This is a genomic window from Nocardia jejuensis NBRC 103114 (genome assembly GCF_001613145.1).
Taxonomy (GTDB): Bacteria; Actinomycetota; Actinomycetes; order Mycobacteriales; family Mycobacteriaceae; genus Nocardia; species Nocardia jejuensis.
The window spans coordinates 29,524-47,139 of record NZ_BDBU01000026.1 but is presented as its reverse complement, the minus strand read 5'-3'; the positions used below and the strand labels follow the sequence as shown (position 1 = coordinate 47,139).

Below are 17,616 nucleotides of genomic sequence, written 5' to 3'. Positions count from 1 at the left end.
GGTGGCGGAGGCCACGGCGGCGGTGGCGGCGGTGGCGGTGGCGGTGGCGGCGGCCACCGCTGACCCACTCGGCCCGCCCGAGAACGACGACGCGGACGGCTGGTGGAGGGTCCACCACCACCGCCCCGACGTCGAATCGACCAGCCCACCCACGCGTGATCGAGTGCCCGGCGCGGGGGTGGGCTCGGTCGCGTCCGGACCGGTCGGCACGAGTTCGAGGCAGCGGCTGTCCCGAGCAGGGTCTGTCGAAACCCCGGGAATCCCGTGGGAGTCGGACCCGGGCATCACAGCACTCGCCTACTCTCGGAGGGCATGAGCTCAACCGCCGATACGACCGCCGTGCTGAACCTGATCGCGAGGTACGCCGAACTCGTCGACGACGGAGATTTCGCCGGAGTGGGCGCATTGTTCGCGGACGGCGTGTTCACGAGCGGCGGCGCCTCCGTCGAGGGCGCCGAGGGGGTCGAGAAGATGTTGCGCGCCATGGTGATCCGCTACGAGGACGGCACTCCTCGCACACACCACGTCACGACCAACACCGCCGTCGAATTCGATGGAACCACCGCCACCGCGCGTTCCTATTTCACCGTCCTGCAAGCGCTTCCGGACCTACCCCTGCAGCCCATCGTGACCGGGCGCTATCGCGATCGTTTCCACCGGCAGGGCGACCGATGGCAATTCGCCGAGCGCGAAGTCCACATCCGGTTGACCGGCGACCTGTCCGGCCACCTGCGCACGAAGCTGCCCCGGACACCCTGAGCGGAACACCTCCGGTCGATGGCGGTACACCGGTCGTGATCGACACGGTGACGTCGAGCGTCGGCGTGGTCGTTGACGATGGGCTTCGTGGCGAATTAGGTTCGGTTGATGCCGGTCGACGAGGACAGTAGTGAGTACCGCTGGAGTGACGTGTCCGCTGACCAGCTACGACGCGAGATCGCCGAAGCCCTGGAGGTGTTCCCGCGACGAGTCGTCGACCTGGATGGTCGCAAAGCCGCCGCCGTCCTGATAGCGGTAGCCGATCACCATGGGGAACAGGGCATCTGGCTTACCGAGCGCTCCTCGAGCCTGCGAGCCCACGCCGGCCAATTCGCCCTGCCGGGCGGCAAGCTGGACCCGGGTGAGGACGCGCAGACCGCCGCACTACGAGAACTGCACGAGGAGTTGGGAATCGCCGCCCCCCGCTCGGCGATCCTCGGTCTGCTCGATGACTACCCGACCCGCTCCGGGTACGTCATGACTCCCGTCGTGGCCTGGCTGCAAGACTCTCCACTCCCTACCCCCAACCCCGCCGAAGTGGCTGTGGTGCACTGGATCCCACTCTCGGACCTGGACGTCGACCCGCACTTCATCACCCTTCCGGGCGCCGATCACGAGGCCATCCAACTCCCGCTCTTGGGCAGCTTTCTGCACGCCCCCACCGCCGCGATCCTGCACCAGTTCCGCGAGGTGGCGCTGCGTCACCGCCCCACCCGGGTAGCCCACATAGACCAACCCCGCTTCGCCTGGGAATGAGCTACCCGGCCTCGCGCATCGGTCCGTCGCGACGATCTCAGCGGTACCCCGGATGATCGTAAGCCGCGTCGATTCCGCGCGTCGCGATCTCGATCGTCACGTCCAGTCCGATCTCGTAGACGATCACGCCGATCACGATGGCCCACAGGAAATTTCGCCCACGCGCCACCGCACGGCCGCCGAGGATCATGCAGGTCATCCCCGCGATGAACCACGACATCCACAAACACGCCTGTGCCGGTATCGATTTCGACGCACCCGTGCTGATCCGATGCCAGTCGCCGCCGCCGAAGATGTAGTTCGAGTAGCTCGCCAACACGATCCACGAGATCAGCGCGGTGAAGAGGGTCACCAGCAGGCCGACCATCACCGAGACGACCACGAAGGTGTTGGCCTGAGGACGGTTGTACGCGCGGGTGAGATCGAGGCTCATACTCCACAACCCCCGACCCGCACCAGCACGAGAAGCATCCCGGCGCTCTGCGCCGAGGCCAGGCTCGCCCGTACTTTCTGCTTGCCCGAGGTGTACGTCCACGGGCTGGGGTTGAGATACACCGAGGCATGGCAATAGTCAGGGCGCGACCCGCGTGCGGTCAGGATGTCCTGTGTCGCGCCGGGCTCGAGTCGGTCCACGGGCCTCAGCGGAATCGAAGGCACCGATATGCCGGAGGCGGGATCCGGATAGGGTTGTGGCCCAGCGAAATACGCCAACGCGTCAGGCAGATCATCACCCGGTGAAGAAACAATGAGCGCAACTCGCTCGAACCCGGCCACGGTCACCTCCTCGGCGATCCGAACCGATTCGACGGGGCGATTCAGCCACTCCTGGTACCGATGTATCCCGAACATCGGAACCCCCACCACGGCCACCACCGCAACCGCGATGCGCCCCAGTCGAACCGCTCGCCCGCGACGTCCCCGAATATCCGTATCCGCCATCGATTCCCTCCCGCCCACACTATCGGACGTCACATTCCCCGCCGAGTGCCGGTGGCACCACTTTTCGGGGCTGTTTCGTTCCGGCGCATCCGAATACGTTCGGCCTCGCGGTGGGATTCGGCCCGTCGCTCGAAAGGACTTCCGTATGCGAACTCGTCTCGGCGCCGTGATGCTCATCGGCTCAATTGTTCTCGCTCCCGCACTCGCGACCGTACCGGCGTCGGCCGCGCCGGAGAGCCCGGCCGCCGACAGCGGTCAGATCGCCGACAGCGGCAGCGCGAGCGCGCCCGTGCAGTTTCTGTGTTTCCTGAAGGATCTGTCGGAGACGTTCTCGGCGAAGGCAGGCAGCAACTGCCTGCCGCTTCACCCATAGGCGACGCGTCCGACGCGCGGCTGAACATCTCGCCGCGCGAACGCGTTCCGGCTGATTTCTCGGTCCGGTCGCGCCGAGTCGGCGAGCCGGGGCTATGTGTCACCGAGCGACATGGACTCCACCGTGCGCGTCGCGCGAACCCTCATGCCCGGCGGTAGCGACGGCAGGAATCCGGAGAGCGGGCCGCCATCGAGGGTCCGGAGGTGGGGCCGATGGGTGCGGTCCAGTTTCTGGAACTGTCACCGGACGCGGGGCATCGTGCGACCGGGACCGCGCGGTGTGACCGGGATCGCACGGGATGAATTCGAGATCGGCGATTCAGTCGCGTCTGGGCGGGCATGTCGTAGTTGTCCGTGTGACGCAACATATTTCGGAGGTTAGCGATGTCGGAGCACAAGAGCGGTCCCCTCGAAGGTGTTGAAGGGGTCGTCGAGGGAGTCAAGGGCAAGGCCAAAGAGGTCATCGGCGCGGTCGTGGGGAACGACGAACTGCGCCGCGAAGGCAGCGCTCAGCAGGACAAGGCCGAGTCGCAGCGCGAGGTGGCCGTGAAGGAAGCTGAGGCGGAGAAGGCACGCGCCGAGGCCGAGGTCGACGAGCAGCGCCAGCGCGCGTATCAGCAGGGTCAGTAACTCACTGCAGGATAAATCCGCTGCAGAACAAACCCACTGCATGACCGAAGGACCGGGTGCCCGCCTCGCGGGCACCCGGTCCTTTCTCGCTATACCTCGACCTGTGCGCCCATGATCACCGTCCGCTGACCCGGCAGCCCGAAATAGGCGGCGGCGTCGGTGGTGATGTACGACGTCGCGATGAACAGGCTCTTGCGCCAGCGGGCCATCGTGCGCGCCTTGCCCTTCCGCAGTTCGATCTTCGACAGGAAGTAGGAGGCGCCGTCGATATCGAGACGACCTTCGGTGCGGGCCGGATCGAGCAGGCGCAGCGCGTGCGGAACCTTCGGCCGCTCCATGTACCCGTAGTGCGCGACCACGTGGATGATCCCGTCGTCGGCATAGCCGAGCGCGTCGATCTCGGTGCGATGCTCGTCCGGCACCCGCGGAACCGGCAGTGTATCGATCGACAGCACCACCACGTGCTGGTGCAGCACCTGGTTGTGCTCGACGTTGGCGCGCATGGCCAGCGGCGTGGTCTCGCTGCCGCGATTGAGGAACACCGCGGTGCCGGGCACCCGCACCAGCGGCGGCTCCCGCTGCTGCAATTCGTCGACGAACGCGCGCAGCGATCCCTCGACCTCTTCCCGTGCGGCGGTGACGATCACGCGCCCGCGCGCCCAGGTGATCATGACGGTGAACGCGGTGAGACCGATCAGCAACGGCAGCCACGCCCCGTGGACCAGTTTGGTGAGATTCGCCGCCACGAACAGCGCGTCGATCCCCAGCAGCGGAACCGCGCCGAGCAGGACCAGCCACAGCGGTGTGTGCCACTTGACCCGGGTGACGTAGAAGAACAGCAGCGTCGTGATCGAAATCGTCGCTGTCACAGCCATACCGAACGCGAACGCCAGCGCCGCCGAACTCTGGAAGGTCACCACCAGCGTGAGCACCGCGACCATCAGGATCCGGTTGATCAGCGGAACGTAGATCTGCCCGATCGTCGATTCGGAGGTGTGCTCCACCCGCAGGCGCGGCAGGTAGCCCAATTGTGCGGCCTGGGACGCGACCGAGAACGCCCCGGTGATCACCGCTTGTGAGGCGATCACGGTTGCGGCGGTCGCCAGCAGGACCAGCGGCAGCCGAGCCCAACCGGGTGCGAGCAGGAAGAACGGGCTGCCCACCGTGGTCTCGTCACCGAGAATCAGCGCACCCTGCCCGAGGTAGCTCAGGGCACACGCCGGCAGCACCAAGCCGAGCCAGCCGCGGGTGATCGCCTTGCGGCCGAAGTGGCCCATATCGGCATACAGCGCCTCGGCGCCGGTGACCGCGAGCACGATCGCCGCCAGCGCGAAGAACGCGATACCGAAGTGCCCGAACATGAAACCCAGCGCATAGGTCGGCGAGAGCGCCTTCAGAATCTCCGGATGCCGGGCGATGCCGGACACCCCCAGCACCCCGATCGTGGTGAACCAGGCGATCATCACCGGCCCGAACAGCCGCCCGACCGCCGCGGTGCCCCGATGCTGCACCGAGAACAGCCCGAGGATGATCACCACCGTGATCGGAATGACCAGATCGTCGAAGCCCGGTGACACGATCTTCAGGCCCTCGACCGCGGACAGCACCGAGATCGCGGGGGTGATCATGCCGTCACCGAAGAACAGTGCGGCGCCGAAGATCCCGACCGCGGCGAGCACGCCCGCCGCTCGCAGATCCGTTTTGCCGGCCAGCCGCCGCAGCAGCGTGATCAGGGCCATGATCCCGCCCTCACCGTCATTGTCGGTGCGCATCACCAGCGTGATGTAGGTCAGCGTGACGATGATCATCACCGACCAGAAGATAAGCGACACAACGCCGTACACATTGTCGGCGCTGATCGGGACCGGGTGCGGGTCGCTCGGATTGAACACCGTCTGAATGGTGTAGATCGGGCTGGTCCCGATATCGCCGAACACCACCCCGAGCGCACCGACCACAACCGCGGCCCGGACGGGCCCGGCGGCGGGACGTCCCGCGTGGATCGGCGGGCTGACTTCGGGTACTGCGGACATGGACGGTCTCCTCGTGTGCGGATGCGCACCCTATCGCGCGTCGATGACCACAATGCCCGATGCGGGTGGCCCGGCAGCACCGGCAGCTCCCGACCGTCGTCAAGGTTGTCGCAGTGAGTGATTCGCTCGATCATCCACTCGGCCACTGAGCAGTTCGGGTGGTACGAGCTTCCCGGGACCTGGGTGCCGGGTCGGTAATGTCTGTTCGGTGACCGACGCCAGTGACCTGATGCGGATGTATCTGGTCGATCCAGATCAGCCGTTCCCACCCGTCGAGAGCGCGGATCCGTCCGGACTGGTCGCCCTCGGCGGGGATCTGTCGCCGGAGCGGCTGCTGAACGCCTACTCCGCGGGCATCTTTCCCTGGTACAACCCCGGCGAAACGATCCACTGGTACTGCCCTGATCCGCGCAGCATTCTGGTGCCGACGGACCTGCGGGTGAGCAGGTCCTACCGCCGATCCGTTGCCGCCGCTGATTACGCGGTCACCATGGATCGCGCCTTCGCCGCGGTGATGACACAGTGCGCCGGACCGCGGGCGAAGGAGGACGGAACCTGGATCGGCTCCGACATGCTGGCGGCCTACCTGCGCCTGCACCACCTCGGTCACGCGCATTCGGTCGAGGTGTGGCGTGAGGGTGAGCTCGTCGGCGGCCTCTACGGCGTCGCCCGCGGTCGCTCCTTCGCCGGTGAGTCGATGTTCTCCCGTGCCCGCGACACCTCCAAGGTGGCGCTGTATTGGCTCTGCGCCCAACTGGTCGCCTGGGATTTCGCCCTGATCGACTGTCAGGTCACGTCCAGTCACCTCGCGTCTCTCGGCGCCGTCGATCTGCCTCGTGCGGAGTACCTGCACCGGCACAGCGAGGCCGCCGCTCTCCCCGCTGTCCCCGGTCCCTGGGAATTCGAGATTCCGATTCCGAATTCCCTCGATCACCTACCGGCGTGAACGAGCACCGATGCGGGCGGTCGGCGGCCGTGGGTTATCCAGCGACGCAGGGGACCGGGCGTGGGTGTCGGGGATCGAGCGCGTTGAGCATGTAGGCGGCCGCGCGAGGATCGGCGATGATGCCCAGGTGATCGGGTGTGTCCTGCGGACAGCCGTCTTGCAGAAGGATATTCGTGACGCCGTCGCCGGGCAGCAGTCCGGAGGTGTAGGGCAGCACGACCTGGTCGTGGGTGGTGGCGATATTGGTGTAGGTGATGCTGGGGACGTACATGCCGTCCGACTGCAGGTCGACCATCATCGGTGAACCGGTCTGCGCTTCCTTGCCGGTCGGCTGGGCCTCCAGCAGCGCCTCGAGGGTGGAACTCACCCCCAACTGGGCGGCGTATGCACGGGCCGTGGCCAGCTGATCACCGAAGGTGCCGAGCCACAGCGGGGCGAATGAGACGTAGCGGTCGATGCGGGATGCTCCGCCGAGTCGTTTCGCGTAATAGTTCGGCAGCAGCGTGCCCAGGGAGTGGCCGACGATGTCGACCTGCCGGGCGCCGGTCGCGGCCAGGACCCGTTCGATGAATGCGCCGACGACGGCCGCGTTCTGCTGGGAGGTGCCGGTCATCCCGCCCAGGGCCGAGATCGGCCAGGGCAGATCGAGGGCGCCGTAGGTCAGGGCGAAGACGCAGTAGCCCTCATTGGCCAGCAGTGGAACGATTGTGCCCCAATTGGTTTGAGCACCGGCTCCGGCCCCGCCGTGCACCAGCACCACGGGATTCGGGTGTGCCGCGCTGGGTGCGCAGTCCCAGTTGTTGCTACCCGGCAGTGATCCGCCGGGATTGGTCAGCTCGGCGCGTATTCCGCTGAACGTGCTGTATTCCACCGGCAGTTCCGCCTGCGCGGGCCCGGCACCCGCGCCGACCGCCACCGCGGCCGCGCACAGCAATGATCCGATTCGCCATTTCGGCATGATGAAGCCCCTCCCATTGGAACGTGTTCCAGTTCCCTCCGGGTGCCGACTGTAATGTAGAAGCGACTGTCCTGGAAGAGCTTTCGGTATACCGCACTCGGCTTCGTCTGCTCACTCTCCCTGCCTCAACAGTCCGGTCGAAGTAGCTGATCGCAGTGCGCGACGGTGAATCCATCGCCCGCCCGAGTCCTGGCGATGTGATCGGCACCGCCGATCTTCACCGGCGGCACTCGACCGGGGGTGGGCAGATGCCGCCGTAGCGGCGCGAGCTTGGGATTTCGACATCGAAAGACGTTGCGGATAAAGGTATTACGACGCTGCGCGACTCAACTGCTCCACGATGATGCGGGCGAAGTTCGTCTCGCCCAGACCGGTCGGATGCAGCGGGACCACGCCGTCCTGGGGGCGGCGGGCGACGATGCCGTTGACCCAGTTGTCGGCGGTGTCGCAGCCGTCGTGCCCCGCACCCGGGCCGATGAGATCGACGAACTCGGCGTGGTTCTCGGCGGCCGCCGTGCGGGTGAGGGCGGCCAAACGGTCGACGAGACCCTGGAGGTAGGTGGCGTCCCGGGGCCAGACCGGTTGGGACGGGCAGCCGCCGTCACGGGTGTAGAGGCCGTAGCTGGTGATCAGAACGCGGGCGTGTGGCGCTTCGCGATGAATTGCGTTCAGCACGTCGGCGATCGGCGGCCCGACCGCATCGACCGCTTGCGCACCGCGATCGATACCGTTCGCGGTCAACCGGTCTCGGCAGGACTCGCCGTCCGGCTCGGGTCGCTGATTGACGCACTGGTTCGCGATGGTGAGCAGGCCGGCGTCGTTCCCGCCGATGGTGAGGGTGACCAGACTCGTGTCCGCGGTGAGGGCGTCGAGCTGGATCGGCACCGTCGCCTCGGCGGTCCTGCCGGTCTGCGGCGTGGTCAGAATGTTCTCGGTCCGGGCGCCGCTGCACGTCACATCGCGAAATGTCTTGACGCCCAAGTTCTTCGCTACCAGGTGCGGATAGTTGACGGCGGCGCGGAAGCATGGATCGCCCATACTCGCCGGAGCGATCCCCGGCCCGGCCGCGAACGAATCACCGAGTGCCACATACTCGGCAAGGAGTGCGCTGTTCGTTTCCGGTTCCTCGCCCGCGGGTGACCCCGAGGAACACCCGCCCAGGACCGTCAGCGCCGCGATTGCGGCGAACGTCCGGGTCCACGAGAAAATCGGCAGCCGCATGCCGACCACACTAAGCGCGATGGCGCCTGTTCTCCTGGACCGTCTGGTCCGTGGACCGACGGTGAGCTACCTACCGAGTCTCCGTGGTGCGGTTCCGTGGTCGGCACGGATGTGACCTGCGCGCGCCCTCCATATCGTTATGGGCATGGAAAACAACACGATGACCAGCACCGACATCAACGTTCAGCTCGAGGTGGCCGATATCGAGGCCGCCGCCGCGATCTACGAGGCCGCGTTCGGCCTCGGCGACCGGATCGGGTTCCGGGCCTCGCAGACCCCCTCGACCGGCTTCCGCGGATTCCTGCTCTCCCTCGTGGTATCGCAGCCCTCCACCGTCGACAGCCTGATCGGCACCGCGGTCGAGGCCGGGTTCACGATCATCAAGCCCGCCAAGAAGAGCCTGTGGGGCTACGGCGCGGTGCTGCAGGCGCCGGAGGGCACGATCTGGAAGGTCGACACCTCGAAGAAGAAGGATGTCGGCCCGTTCACCCGCGAGATCGACGACCTGGTGTTGCTGCTGGGTGTGGCGGATGTGAAGGCCAGCAAGCAGTTCTACGCCGATCGCGGCTTGACGGTCGCGAAGAGCTTCGGTGGCAAGTACGCCGAGTTCGAGGGCAAGGGCTCGCCGGTGACCCTGGCGATGTACCCGCACAAGTCCGCCGCCAAGGACGCCGGGATGTCGCCGGAGGGCAGCGGTTCGCATCGCATCGTCATGGACAGCGGCATCGGTTCGTTCGTCGACCCGGACGGCTTCGTGTGGGAGGCGACGGCCTGAGCCGGATGAGCGGGCCCTGCCCTCGGAGAGGGGGCAGACTGCGGGTGTAGCGACGGTGGGCACATTCGAATTCCGCCACGAGGCGGGCGACAACAGGAGGAAGACCATGAAGTTCAGGGCCCACGTCGAGCCACCCGAGCCCATGCGGGGCCTGGAGGTTCCGCCCGAGGTGGTGGCGGCGCTCGGCGAGGGCGCACGGCCGCCGGTGACGATCACGATCAACGGGCATTCCTGGAAGAGCCGGATCGCCCTCATGCGCGGCCGCAATCTGATCGGCCTCAGTCACGCCAACCGCGAGGCCGCGCAGGTCGAGATCGGTGAAGAGGTCGAGGTCGAGGTGGAACTCGACACCGAGCCGCGCGTCGTCGTCGAGCCTGCGGACTTCACGCAAGCCTTGGACGCGGACCCCGTCGCCCGCGCCGCCTACGACAAGCTCGCGTACAGCCGCAAGCGTGAGCACGTGCACGCCATCGAGAGTGCGAAGAAGGCCGACACGCGCCAACGGCGCATCGAGAAGGCCATCGCCACCCTGCGGGGTTGAACGCGAGACCGCGCCGGGTGCGAAGGTCGCCGCGCGGTCGGGCGGTGGGTGTAACGGTCAGGAGGGGCAGCCCGGGGAGACGTACCAGATGCCGGTGGCGAGGCTCAGGATCAACGCGACCGTGCTGGCGAGGATGGAGTTCTGGTGGGGGTTGTCGAAGTCCAGGCAGGGCTTGAAGTCCAGGGCCTTCAGGATGGCGGGTGCGACCGCGGCACTGCCCGCCCCGGATCCGGTGCTGCTGCCGCTGTTCGAACCGCTGCCGCCTCCGGTGGTGCCGTCTTCCCGGTGGGCGCTTCCGGTCTCGGGGCTCGAGCCGCCGCCTCCGGCGTTCGAATCGGCGATCGTGGTCGAGGTGGTGGGCGAGTCGAGGGGGATGTCGGCGTAGGCGGGAGCGGCGACGGTGAGGGCGGCGGCGAGCGTCAGAGCGGCGAGTCCGGTTCGGACCGAACGGTTTTCGAGGGTCATGCCCGCAGACAGTATGCGAAATCAATCTATTTCAGAATTGAATCGATGCCCCCGATTTCAGGGGCGTCACGCGCGGCCCGCGGTCATGCCGCCGTCCACGACGAATTCCGCACCGTTGCAGTAGCTCGATTCCTCACTGGCGAGGAAGACGACCATCGGGGTCACCTCCGCGGGTGAGCCGAGGCGGGCAAGGGGATTCGCGGCGCGGTCGACGATGGCGTCCTGTGGCGCGCCGAGCATGGGGGTGAGGATGCCGCCGGGGTGGACGGAATTGACCCGGACGCCGTGTGGGGCCAGTTCCAGGGCGGCGGATTTACTGAGGCCGCGCAGGCCGAACTTCGAGGCGGTGTAGCCGTGGACACCGGGGACGCCCTGGATGCCGGCGGCCGAGGAAATGTTCACGATCGATGCGGGACGGGCGGCGACGAGCGCGTCGCGAGCGGCGGTCATGCCGAGGAACGGGCCGGTGAGATTGATGGAAATAATGGTGTCCCACTGCTTTTCGGTGTACGTGCCGAGCGGGCCGCCGTCGAGGATGCCCGCATTGTTGACCAGCACGTTGAGGGCTCCGAAGCGCGCGACGGTCGCGGCGACCGCCGCCTCCCACTCCTCGAGCCGGGTGACGTCCAGGCGGACGGAGGCGGCCTGGGTGCCGAGTTCGGCGGCCACGCGCGCGGCGGCGTCCTCGGCGATATCGCCGATCATCACCGATGCCCCCTCCTCGATGAAGGCCCGGGCATGGGATGCGCCCATGCCCGATGCCGCACCGCTGATCAGGGCCACGCGTCCGGTCAATCGTCCGGTCATAGTCGGTTCTCCTTCGGGTCGAGATGCCCACGGTGGCTTCGGGACCGGACAGAAGTAGAACATGTTTCAATCGACAGTTCAATCAGTGATTGAAAGTATCGAGTGGGCGTTCAGTCGGTGGCCGTGTCCGTGCGCGGGCAGGATCTCGTTCGCACCGATGAATTTTCCGTGGAGGCGTCGTCCATACGTCTGAATACACCGGCGGCGGTGTGCCCGGGCCGGGATCTTCGGTGCGGGACGAGACATAGGGAGTCATGCGATGAGCGGTACGAGAGTGTTGATAGCCGGGGCCAGCATCGCGGGTCCCGCGCTGGCTCACTGGCTGACTCGGCGGGGCGCCGAGGTGACCGTGGTGGAGCGGGCTCCGGAGTTGCGGCCCGGCGGGCAGGCGGTGGATGCGCGCGGGGTGACCAAGGAGGTCATCCGGCGGATGGGTTTGGACTCGGCGGTGCGCGCGGCGCGCACCGAGACCGCCGGCGCGTACACCGTGGACGCGGACGGGAAGGTGCTCGAGACCTTCAGTGCCGAGGACGACGGCGGCGACGGCTACATCTCGGAGATCGAGATTCTGCGCGGGGACCTGTCCCGGGTGCTCTACGACGACACCCGGAACGACGTCGAGTACATCTTCGGTGATCGGATCGCCGAGCTCACCCAGGACGCCGACGGGGTCGACGTGGTCCTGCAGGGCGGCGAGCGGCGACGCTTCGACCTGGTGATCGGCGCCGACGGGCTGCACTCGTCGCTGCGGGCGATGGTCTTCGGGCCGCACGAGCGGTTCGTCCGCCACCTCGGGCTCGCGCTGGCCTTCTACACCGTGCCCAACGAATTCGGCCTGGGCCGTTGGCTGATGGACTTCCAGGAGCCCGAGACCGGGCGCACCGCGGGGCTGCGGCCCATCCCGGATGCCACCCGGGCGATGGCCATGTTCTCCTTCCCCGCCGCCGATCTCGACGTCGACTACCGCGACGTCGAGGCCCAGAAGCGCCTGCTGCGCGAGCGGATGACCGGCATGGGCTGGTCGGCCGCGCAGATCCTCACGCACCTGGACGACACCCCGGACTTCTACCTCGACCAGGTCGCCCAGGTGGTGATGGACCGCTGGTCGAGCGGGCGCGTCGGGCTGCTCGGGGACGCGGCGTTCAGCTCGTCTCCGATGTCCGGTCAGGGCACCGGGCTCGCGCTGGTCGGCGCGTACCTCCTGGCCGGCGAACTGGCCGCCGCGGACTGGGATCCGGAGGCCGGGTTCGCCGCCTACGAGAAGCGCATGCGTTCGTTCGTCGAGGCCAATCAGGAGATCGGCCGGATGCACGCGAGCATGCTCATCCCCGGATCCGATTCCGAGCCACCGGATTACGCCGGTGAATGGTTCACCGGCCTGATCGATCGCGCGATCAACGGCGCCGAACTGCCCGACTACGCCGGGGTTCCCGACTCCGGGGCCCAGGGCTGACCCCCGAACGTCGTCTCCTGCGTGGGTGATTCGGAGGCGACGTCCGAGGCGGTGGGTCAGCGGGCGGTGAAGCCACCGTCGACGGCCAGGGCCGCGCCGGTGATGAAGGAGGCTTCCTCGCTGAGGAGGAAGGCGCAGAAGGCCGCGATCTCCTCGGGGCGCGAGATGCGTCCGATGGGGTGCAGGGCGGCGATGGCGGCCTCGCCTTCGGGGGTGGCGCCCATGGAGTTTCGGAAGGCCGGGGTGTCCACCGCTCCGGAGGCGATGGCATTGACCCGGATGGACCGATCGGCGTTTTCCAGGGCCACGGCGCGGGTCAGGCCGACGACGGCGTGCTTGGCCGCGGTGTAGGGAGCCACCTGCGCCATGCCGACCACGCCGAGGTTGGAGGCGTTGTTGAGGATCGCGCCGCCTCCGCACGCGAGCAGTGCCGGAACCTGATGGCGCAGGCCGTAGTACACCGAGTCGAGGTTGAGGGCGAGTTCGGTGCGCCACGCCGCGGCATCGAGGGAGTGCACCGGGCCGTACGCGGTGACCGCGCCCGCATTGTTGAAAGCCCCGTCCAGGCGGCCGAATTCGGTGACGGCCACCGCGGTCAAGCGCTCCACATCGGCCTCGACCGTGACGTCGGTGGGCACGAATACCGCGCGCCCTCCCGCCTGGCGAATCTCCTCGGCCAGCCGGTCGCCCGCCTCCTTGCCGCGTGCTCCGAGCACGACCGCGCCGCCCTCCGCGGCGATCCTGCGCGCCACCGCCTCACCGATGCCCGAGGTGGCGCCCGTGATCAGAACAACCTTCGAATCGAACCGAGATCCCATGGCCGACTTCCCCTTACGCGAGAACGTGTTTTCGTTGACATGTCATATTCAACGCGGTGCGGAAGGGTGCGGCTGGCGGGAAATCGCCGTCGAGATTGACGTGTCATGTATTGGGGGCGGTGTGCTCCGGTCGGAACGTTCGCGTCGCGTCATGACCCGTGCTCGTCCGGCGGTGCACCCGCGAAGGCCGCACCACGGGTCGAGGCCGAATGTCTTGTCGCCGAACGGAACCGCGCCGACCGCGCCGACCCCTCAGGCCGAGAGCTCCAAGGGGAGGGTTGCTGCCGCGGCATAGCGGGCCAGGACCACCTCGGCCAGCAGGGGGTGCGCGCCGATGGTGTCGGCGTGGACGACGTCCGGGGCCGCGGTGAGGAGCCGGTCGGTGAGGAGGCCGGGGGCCAGGAACCAGGGGGCCAGCAGGATTCGGTCCGCGCCGCGCGCGTGCAACCGGGCGATGGCCTCGGTCACCGTCGGTTCGGTGGTGGCGAAGCAGATTTCGGTGGGCCGGCCGGTGAGCGTGCCCAGGCGGTCGGCGATCCGGGCGGTCTGTTCGTTCGCCGCGGCGGAGGAGGAACCGACGGCCGCGACGGCGATGCCGATCCGCTCGGGCAGTGCGTGCGGGTCGTTCGAACCCGCCGATCGAGTTGCGAGGGCCGCAGGCCGATTCATCGCTCCGGCAGGGTATTCGGCGGGTTCGGGACGCAGGGCGGAAGCTTGCGCACCGGAGCCGATGCGCGGCCGATCGACCGGCGCGTCGGTGAGCTGCTCGATCACGCGATCACGCAACGCCAGCAGCAGGCGTGGATCGGGGCCGAGGACGTCGGACTGGGTGAGCGTCAGGCGCGGGTGCCGCTGACGGGCGGCCGCGAGCAGGCCGGGTAGATCCCTGCGGGCGTGGAATGCGCTGCCCAGCAGCAGCGGAACCACTATCGCGTGCGAATGCCCCTCGGCGGCAACCGCATCCACGACCAAATCCACCGAGGGTGTGCTCAGGTCCAGGAACGCCAGCCGCACATCCAGATCCGGACGGGCCGCGGCGATCCGCTCGACGACGCTGTACATGGTCGCCGCCGAACGCGGATCCCGGCTGCCGTGCGCCACCGCGATCAGCACCGGGCGGTGGCCTGTGAAACCGGGGACGCGCCGACCACCCGGCCGGGCGGCCGGAACCGCTCCCGTGCCGGGTGATCGCATGTCAGGCCCCGACCTCGACGGCGGTCAGCGGGTCGCCGACCAGGCCCGCGGCCAGGGTATTGCCGCCGGCCGGGTCGATCAGCAGGAAGCTGCCGGTGTGCCGGTTGACGCTGTAGTCGTCGGCCACGATCGGGTCGGCCACGCGCACCGAGACCCGGCCGATGTCGTTGAGCGCCAGCGACTCCGGGTTGGGGTCCGCCGCCAGGTTCTGCTCGTCGAACCGCTCGATGAGCGCGCCGACGATGGCCTGCGTGGTGCGGGTGCCGTGCTTGAGCAGCAGGCGCGCGCCAGGCTTGAGCGGTTTGTCGCCCAGCCAGCACAGGGTCGCGTCGAACGAGTCGATCGGCTCGGGCGCGTCCACGGCGGCGGTGATGGTGTCCCCGCGCGAGACGTCCACATCATCGGCCAGGATCAGCGTGACGCTGCGGCCCGGCTGCGCGGAGAGCAGTTCACCGTTCGGAGTGTCGATGCGCTCGACGGTGGTGCGGGTGCCAGACGGCAGCACCACGACCTCGTCGCCCTTCTTGACCACACCGGCCGCGACCTGACCCGCGTACCCGCGGTAGTCCGGGTATTCGGCGGTGCGGGGGCGGATCACGTACTGCACCGGGAAGCGCAGACCGACCTCGTGACGGCGCGCGTCCGCGTCCGCGGGCACGGACTCCAGGTGCTCGATCAGCGACGGGCCGGTGTAGTACGGCGTGTTCGCCGAGCGCGAGGCGACATTGTCACCGTGCAGCGCCGACACCGGAATCTCCACGACGTCCTCGGCAGCCCAGCCGAGTTTCGTTGCCAGCTCCCCGAATTCGGTGCGAATGCGCTCGAACACCCCGGCCGGATCATCGACCAGGTCGATCTTGTTCACGGCCAGCACCAGCTTCGGCACGCCGAGCAGCGCCATCACCGCGGCGTGGCGGCGGGTCTGCTCGATGACGCCCTTGCGCGCGTCCACCAGCAGGATCACCAGCTGCGCGGTGGACGCACCGGACACCGTGTTGCGGGTGTACTGCACGTGTCCCGGGGTGTCGGCGAGCACGAAGGACCGCTGCGGCGTGGCGAAGTAGCGGTACGCCACGTCGATCGTGATGCCCTGCTCGCGCTCGGCGCGCAGGCCGTCCACCAGCAGCGACAGATCCGGAGTGGCCAGACCCTTGTCGACCGAGGCGCGGGTGACCGCGTCGATCTGGTCCGCCAGAACGGATTTCGTGTCGTACAGCAGGCGTCCCACCAGGGTGGACTTACCGTCGTCGACCGATCCGGCAGTGGCTAGTCGGAGTAGGTCGGACATCAGAAGTAGCCCTCTCGCTTACGGTCTTCCATGGCCGCCTCGGAGACGCGGTCGTCTCCGCGGGTCGCGCCACGCTCGGTCAGTCGCGACGCCGCCACCTCGGCGAGAATCGCCTCGTTGTCGGCCGCGTCGGAAAGGATTGCGCCGGTGGTGGATCCGTCGCCGACGGTGCGGTAGCGCACCGACTTGGTCAGCAGTTCTTCGCCATCGGCGGGACCGCCCCAGGAACCGGGCGTCATCCACATGCCGTCACGCTGGTACACCGGGCGCTGGTGGGAGTAGTAGATGCTCGCCAGCTCGATGTCCTCGCGGGCGATGTAGCGCCAGATATCCAGCTCGGTCCAGTTGGAGATCGGGAACACCCGCACGTGCTCGCCCGGAGCGTGCTTGCCGTTGTACAGGTTCCACAGCTCGGGGCGCTGCCGCTTGGGATCCCAGCGGCCGAACGCGTCACGCAACGAGAAGATGCGCTCCTTGGCGCGCGAACGCTCCTCGTCGCGGCGACCGCCACCGAAGACCGCGTCGAAACGGTTGTCGTTGATGGAGTCCAGCAGCGGCACGGTCTGCAGCGGATTGCGGATCCCGTCCGGGCGCTCGGTCAGGCGGCCGTCGGCCAGGTACTCCTCGACCGAGGCGACATGCAGTCGCAGACCGTACTTTTCGACGATCTTGTCGCGGAACTCGAGCACCTCGGAGAGGTTGTGCCCGGTGTCCACGTGCAGCAGCGTGAACGGCAGCGGCGCGGGCCAGAAGGCCTTGAGCGCCAGGTGCAGCAGCACCGTGGAGTCCTTGCCGCCGGAGAACAGGATCACCGGCCGCTCGAACTCGCCCGCCACCTCGCGGAAGATGTGGATCGATTCGCTCTCCAGCGCGGAGAGCGTGTCGAATTCGTCGAGTGAGGCGAGCGCATCGAGCTCGGCACCGGTTTCGAATGTCGTCATGATGCGTGCAACCCGCATTCGGTCTTGGCGAGGCCGGCCCAGCGGCCGCTTCGCGGATCGGATCCCGGTTCCGGCTTCCGTGTGCACGGAGCGCAACCGATGGACGGATATCCCTCCTCCACAAGGGGATTGACGAGGATGCCATTGGCCTCGATGTACTCGGCCATCTCCTCGTCGGACCAGGCGGCGATCGGATTGATCTTCACCAGGCCGAAGCCCTCGTCGAACGAGATGAGGGGAGCGTTGGCGCGCGTCGGCGATTCGACGCGGCGGATGCCGGTCACCCAGGCGTTGTAGCCCGCGAGCGACTTCTGCAGCGGAACCACCTTGCGCAGCCGGCAGCATTCGGCGGCGTCACGGGCGAACAGATCCTTGCCCAGCAGCTGATCCTGTTCGGCCACACTGGCTTCCGGCTGCACGTTCACGACGTTCACGCCGTACACCAGCTCGACCGCGTCACGCGTGCCGATGGTCTCGGCGAAGTGGTAGCCGGTATCGAGGAACAGCACGTCGACCCCGGCGTGCACCTGCGCGGCCAGCTGCACCAGCACCGCGTCCTGCATGTTCGAGGCGACGATGTAGTTGGTCCCGAAGTTGTCCTCGGTCCACTGCAGCAGTTCCTGCGCGGTGGCGTTCGGGCCCAAGTCGGCGGCGCCCTTCTCGGCCAGCGCGCGTAGGTCGGTTTCAGCGAGTTTCGTCGTGGTCATTGCTATCTCCCAA

21 protein-coding genes are annotated in these 17,616 nt (G+C 67.7%); 8 read left to right on the top strand and 13 right to left on the bottom strand.

What is annotated here, in order from left to right:
- A partial coding sequence (locus NJ1_RS40230; RefSeq protein ID WP_218025240.1) for a hypothetical protein occupies window positions 1–210 on the bottom strand: 210 nt, incomplete at its 3' end.
- A 102-nt stretch (window positions 211–312) separates the two neighbouring features.
- Here NJ1_RS40230 and NJ1_RS21550 point away from each other — a divergent pair.
- Together NJ1_RS21550 and NJ1_RS21545 are read left to right on the top strand one after the other, a co-directional pair.
- On the top strand, window positions 313–759 hold the full coding sequence (locus tag NJ1_RS21550) for a nuclear transport factor 2 family protein (protein ID WP_067697274.1): 447 nt from the start codon (window positions 313–315) through the stop codon (window positions 757–759).
- Window positions 760–867: 108 nt separating this feature from the next.
- On the top strand, window positions 868–1,515 hold the full coding sequence (locus tag NJ1_RS21545) for an NUDIX hydrolase (protein ID WP_067697273.1): 648 nt from the start codon (window positions 868–870) through the stop codon (window positions 1,513–1,515).
- A gap of 37 nt (window positions 1,516–1,552) precedes the next feature.
- Here the strand turns inward: NJ1_RS21545 and NJ1_RS21540 are convergent, their stop codons facing one another.
- Both NJ1_RS21540 and NJ1_RS39310 read right to left on the bottom strand, forming a co-directional pair.
- Window positions 1,553–1,948: a hypothetical protein gene (locus NJ1_RS21540; RefSeq protein ID WP_067697272.1), complete on the bottom strand. Its 396-nt coding sequence runs from the start codon at window positions 1,946–1,948 to the stop codon at window positions 1,553–1,555.
- Window positions 1,945–2,148 carry a hypothetical protein gene (locus NJ1_RS39310; RefSeq protein WP_157574138.1) on the bottom strand — a complete coding sequence of 68 codons (204 nt, stop codon included), beginning with the start codon at window positions 2,146–2,148 and terminating at the stop codon, window positions 1,945–1,947. Before NJ1_RS39310 ends, NJ1_RS21540 begins: the two co-directional genes overlap by 4 nt.
- Before the next feature lie 451 nt (window positions 2,149–2,599).
- On the opposite strand from NJ1_RS39310, the gene NJ1_RS21530 reads away from it, so the two are divergent.
- The gene (locus NJ1_RS21530; RefSeq protein ID WP_067697268.1) at window positions 2,600–2,827 is read left to right on the top strand and encodes a hypothetical protein; all 228 of its coding nucleotides are present in this window, start codon (window positions 2,600–2,602) and stop codon (window positions 2,825–2,827) included.
- 383 nt (window positions 2,828–3,210) lie between these two features.
- Window positions 3,211–3,456, top strand: a complete 246-nt coding sequence (gene mbp1, locus NJ1_RS21525) for a microaggregate-binding protein 1 (protein ID WP_067697266.1) — start codon at window positions 3,211–3,213, stop codon at window positions 3,454–3,456.
- Between the two features lie 89 nt (window positions 3,457–3,545).
- Here mbp1 and NJ1_RS21520 read toward each other — a convergent pair whose 3' ends face one another.
- Window positions 3,546–5,489 carry a potassium transporter Kup gene (locus tag NJ1_RS21520; RefSeq protein WP_067697264.1) on the bottom strand — a complete coding sequence of 648 codons (1,944 nt, stop codon included), beginning with the start codon at window positions 5,487–5,489 and terminating at the stop codon, window positions 3,546–3,548.
- Window positions 5,490–5,697: 208 nt separating this feature from the next.
- On the opposite strand from NJ1_RS21520, the gene aat reads away from it, so the two are divergent.
- Entirely contained in the window at window positions 5,698–6,435 is a 738-nt protein-coding gene (gene aat / locus NJ1_RS21515) for a leucyl/phenylalanyl-tRNA--protein transferase (protein ID WP_245717511.1), read from the top strand.
- A gap of 34 nt (window positions 6,436–6,469) precedes the next feature.
- Here the strand turns inward: aat and NJ1_RS21510 are convergent, their stop codons facing one another.
- Entirely contained in the window at window positions 6,470–7,393 is a 924-nt protein-coding gene (locus tag NJ1_RS21510; RefSeq protein WP_067697262.1) for an esterase/lipase family protein, read from the bottom strand.
- Window positions 7,394–7,702: 309 nt separating this feature from the next.
- Window positions 7,703–8,614, bottom strand: coding sequence for an SGNH/GDSL hydrolase family protein (locus tag NJ1_RS21505; RefSeq protein ID WP_067697260.1), 912 nt, complete (start codon window positions 8,612–8,614; stop codon window positions 7,703–7,705).
- A 145-nt stretch (window positions 8,615–8,759) separates the two neighbouring features.
- Here NJ1_RS21505 and NJ1_RS21500 point away from each other — a divergent pair, with 145 nt between their 5' ends.
- Together NJ1_RS21500 and NJ1_RS21495 are read left to right on the top strand one after the other, a co-directional pair.
- Window positions 8,760–9,389 carry a VOC family protein gene (locus tag NJ1_RS21500; protein ID WP_218025239.1) on the top strand — a complete coding sequence of 210 codons (630 nt, stop codon included), beginning with the start codon at window positions 8,760–8,762 and terminating at the stop codon, window positions 9,387–9,389.
- A gap of 106 nt (window positions 9,390–9,495) precedes the next feature.
- Window positions 9,496–9,930: a YdeI/OmpD-associated family protein gene (locus tag NJ1_RS21495; protein ID WP_067697287.1), complete on the top strand. Its 435-nt coding sequence runs from the start codon at window positions 9,496–9,498 to the stop codon at window positions 9,928–9,930.
- Between the two features lie 57 nt (window positions 9,931–9,987).
- On the opposite strand, the gene NJ1_RS21490 is transcribed toward NJ1_RS21495, so the two are convergent.
- A complete protein-coding gene (locus NJ1_RS21490) occupies window positions 9,988–10,395 on the bottom strand; it encodes a hypothetical protein (protein WP_067697257.1) in 408 nt (135 codons plus the stop codon).
- A 66-nt stretch (window positions 10,396–10,461) separates the two neighbouring features.
- The gene (locus NJ1_RS21485; protein WP_067697256.1) at window positions 10,462–11,202 is read right to left on the bottom strand and encodes an SDR family oxidoreductase; all 741 of its coding nucleotides are present in this window, start codon (window positions 11,200–11,202) and stop codon (window positions 10,462–10,464) included.
- A gap of 259 nt (window positions 11,203–11,461) precedes the next feature.
- Here NJ1_RS21485 and NJ1_RS21480 point away from each other — a divergent pair, with 259 nt between their 5' ends.
- On the top strand, window positions 11,462–12,655 hold the full coding sequence (locus tag NJ1_RS21480) for an FAD-dependent monooxygenase (RefSeq protein ID WP_067697255.1): 1,194 nt from the start codon (window positions 11,462–11,464) through the stop codon (window positions 12,653–12,655).
- Between the two features lie 56 nt (window positions 12,656–12,711).
- On the opposite strand, the gene NJ1_RS21475 is transcribed toward NJ1_RS21480, so the two are convergent.
- The 5 genes from NJ1_RS21475 to NJ1_RS21455 form a co-directional block, all read right to left on the bottom strand.
- On the bottom strand, window positions 12,712–13,473 hold the full coding sequence (locus NJ1_RS21475; protein ID WP_067697253.1) for an SDR family NAD(P)-dependent oxidoreductase: 762 nt from the start codon (window positions 13,471–13,473) through the stop codon (window positions 12,712–12,714).
- Between the two features lie 252 nt (window positions 13,474–13,725).
- The gene (locus tag NJ1_RS21470; protein ID WP_084478597.1) at window positions 13,726–14,667 is read right to left on the bottom strand and encodes a sirohydrochlorin chelatase; all 942 of its coding nucleotides are present in this window, start codon (window positions 14,665–14,667) and stop codon (window positions 13,726–13,728) included.
- Between the two features lies 1 nt (window position 14,668).
- On the bottom strand, window positions 14,669–15,955 hold the full coding sequence (locus tag NJ1_RS21465; RefSeq protein ID WP_067697250.1) for a sulfate adenylyltransferase subunit 1: 1,287 nt from the start codon (window positions 15,953–15,955) through the stop codon (window positions 14,669–14,671).
- Complete coding sequence (gene cysD, locus NJ1_RS21460) at window positions 15,955–16,896, bottom strand: sulfate adenylyltransferase subunit CysD (protein WP_067697248.1); 942 nt, start codon at window positions 16,894–16,896, stop codon at window positions 15,955–15,957. The genes NJ1_RS21465 and cysD overlap by 1 nt, the downstream gene beginning before the upstream one ends.
- Window positions 16,893–17,603, bottom strand: coding sequence for a phosphoadenylyl-sulfate reductase (locus tag NJ1_RS21455; RefSeq protein WP_067697246.1), 711 nt, complete (start codon window positions 17,601–17,603; stop codon window positions 16,893–16,895). Before NJ1_RS21455 ends, cysD begins: the two co-directional genes overlap by 4 nt.
- Window positions 17,604–17,616 lie beyond the last annotated feature (13 nt).